2 protein-coding genes are annotated in these 2,603 nt (G+C 62.5%); both read right to left on the reverse strand.

The features are described from left to right. Positions 1-1,560 (reverse strand): type I restriction enzyme endonuclease domain-containing protein (locus KAY22_RS27775; RefSeq protein WP_296626269.1); only part of this gene is annotated, 1,560 nt, incomplete at its 3' end. Between the two features lie 47 nt (positions 1,561-1,607). Continuing rightward, positions 1,608-2,504 (reverse strand): retron St85 family RNA-directed DNA polymerase, encoded by an 897-nt coding sequence (locus tag KAY22_RS27780; RefSeq protein WP_296626270.1) that lies wholly within the window; start codon positions 2,502-2,504, stop codon positions 1,608-1,610. Between the last annotated feature and the right edge of the window lie 99 nt (positions 2,505-2,603).

Consider the following 2,603-nt stretch of genomic DNA (forward strand, 5'->3'; position numbering starts at 1 on the left):
CTGTTCCAGCGCGGCCACGCGCTCCAGGAACTCGTCGCTCAGGATGTCCAGCCGCGCCTCGTCGAGGCCGGCCACCGCAAAGAGATCGATCACCTCGTCCGCATCCACCGCCCCGCCGATCACCTGTCGCACCGCTGCGTCGATGTCGCGCTGCCGGGCGCGGCCGTCCGGACGATCGCCGTCGTCCGCCAGCCGCTTGCGGATCATCGCCGCCGCGCGCTGGAAAAAGGCCAGATGCGGCGCGATCAGGTCGGTTTCCGGCCGCGGCACGGCCAGCGCGAAGCCGGTCGCCAGTTCCTTGACCAGTGTGCGAAAGCGCTTCCAGCCGTCGTTCTGGCCCAGCATATGATCAATGGCGGCGAGGTAGACCGGCAGCACGTCGCGGGGCGCCGCGTCGAGTGCCCGGACGTAGTCGCAGCCGTGGAAGAAGTCACACAGCTTCTCGAAGGCCGATTGCATCGCCGGCACCGCCTCGTCCTGTACCTGTCGCACCGCCTGCCCGGTGCCGCCGGCGCGGCTGTAGGTGGCGAGCGCATCGGCCAATTGGTCTGCGAGCCCGAGCAGGTCCACGATCAGACCGCCCGGCTTGTCACCCCAGACCCGGTTGACCCGCGCCATGGCCTGCATCAGGTTGTGCCCGGCCAGCGGCTTATCGAGATACATCGTGTGCGCCGGCGGGCAGTCGAAGCCGGTCAGCCACATATCGCAGACGATGACCAGGCGCAAGTCATCCGCTGGGTCCTTGAAACGTTCGGCCAGCCGCTTGCGCTCCGCCTTGGTGCGAACATGGCCGCGCAACGGCTCCGGGTCCTCGGCGCTACCGGTGACGACCACCTTCATTGCCCCGCGCCCGTCGTCGGCGTCGTGCCAGGCCGGGCGCAGCAGGCGGATCTGCTCATAGAGCCGGGCGGCGATGTCGCGGCTCATGGTCACCACCATCGCCTTGCCCTCCATCGCCGCGCGCCGCTTCTCCCAGTGTTCGACGATAAAGGCGGCCAGGCGCTCCAAGCGCTCCGGGGCGCCGACCAGCGACTCCAACTGGACGCGGATGCGCTCGTCCGGGCTTCCGCCGTCGCGATCGACGTTGACGATGTATTCCACCTCGCCCTCGGCCACCCGCACACCATCCTCGTCCACCTTGAGCTTGACGATGTGCGACTCGTAATACAGCGGCCGGGTGGCGCCGTCCTCCACCGCCTGGCGGATGTCGTAGACGTCCGCATAGTCGCCGAAGACATGGATAGTGTTCTTATCGTCGCGCTCCAGCGGCGTGCCGGTGAAACCGACGAAGGTCGCGTTCGGCAGCGCCTCGCGCATCCAGCGCGCGCCGCCCTCGACAAAGCCGTACTGGCTGCGGTGCGCCTCGTCCGCCAGGACCACGATATTGGTTCGCTCGGAGATTACCCCCTGGGCCTCGGCGAACTTCTGGATGGTGGTGAACACCACGCCGCCCGCGGCGCGGTCAAGCAGTTGGTCACAGCTCGTCGCCTGCAACGGTTCCCAGCTAAACCGTTCCGCTGCACCCACTGCGGAAAACCACTCGCACGCTGAAAGGCGCATGGCCCTAACAATTCGCTCGCGCCGTAATGGGGCGGCATTGGGGGCGGCTAAGAGGTCTCGCCATCATCCAAGTGGCCCAGTCGGCGGGAGAAGCCCGGCTCGATGCTATCAGCAAAGGAGAGAAAGCCTTCTAGCTGAAGTAAATCATCGGGAGCGAGCTGCCCAAGAACCTTGCGATGATACATCGCCCGAATCAGGCGCTTCCGCTGTCTGCCGATGGAGACTCCGCCTTCGGGCGTTAGGATCAAACCGGTGACTATCCGCCTACCGGCCCGTGACGCTCGAACAGTCTTCGCCTGGTTCAGCGTCAGCCGCGGGTAGGCAATGTCAGATAGAAGTCTCTCCACGACATCAACATAGCAGTCAAGCCGTCCACGATTGCGGCACGATAGCGTTATGTCGTCCGCGTATCGCGTGTAGACGATACCGTCTTCATTAGCCATCGAAGAAACCCGAGTGTCGAACTCGAACATAATGCTGTTCGAGAGTAGCGGTGAACTCGGTGCACCGATGCAGAGGCGAAGCGGAGGCTGGCGTTTTCGAGCCCAACAACAAACGTATGCAATCAATTTGCGCGCCGAGGCATCCAAATGCTGAGAGCAATGGCGCTCAAGGTGAGCGTAAATATCATCAGCTAAAATGGAGGGGAAAAAGCTCGTGAAGTCAAGCTTCAGCATGTATCGGCTATGCCTATGGGCTTCAGCATTCTTTCGTATGGACGCTCCCTGGCGATAAGCCGTTGCGCCGTCATGAACGGGCAGCCAGCGCACTAATTCTTGCATTAGCCACCGCTGTATGGCCTTGACCTCGCGTGCTGGCTGTGCGACTTCACGAACGCCCCCCGCCTTCTTGGGTATCTCGAAGATCTTGTAGCGCAGCGGTGCGGTCTTGATGATCGCCGCCAGGTGTGCTGGCATTATAGCCGATTTATTTGTTAAAACCACATGATCGACCTTGAGGAACCAAAGAGGGGATCTATACTATTAGAAATTGATTCTGTATTGCGGAGTTGACGATGAAACCTGACTGGCTATCCGATGGGC

Origin of the sequence: Rhizorhabdus sp. (genome assembly GCF_018006725.1) — a bacterium.
Taxonomy (GTDB): Bacteria; Pseudomonadota; Alphaproteobacteria; order Sphingomonadales; family Sphingomonadaceae; genus Rhizorhabdus.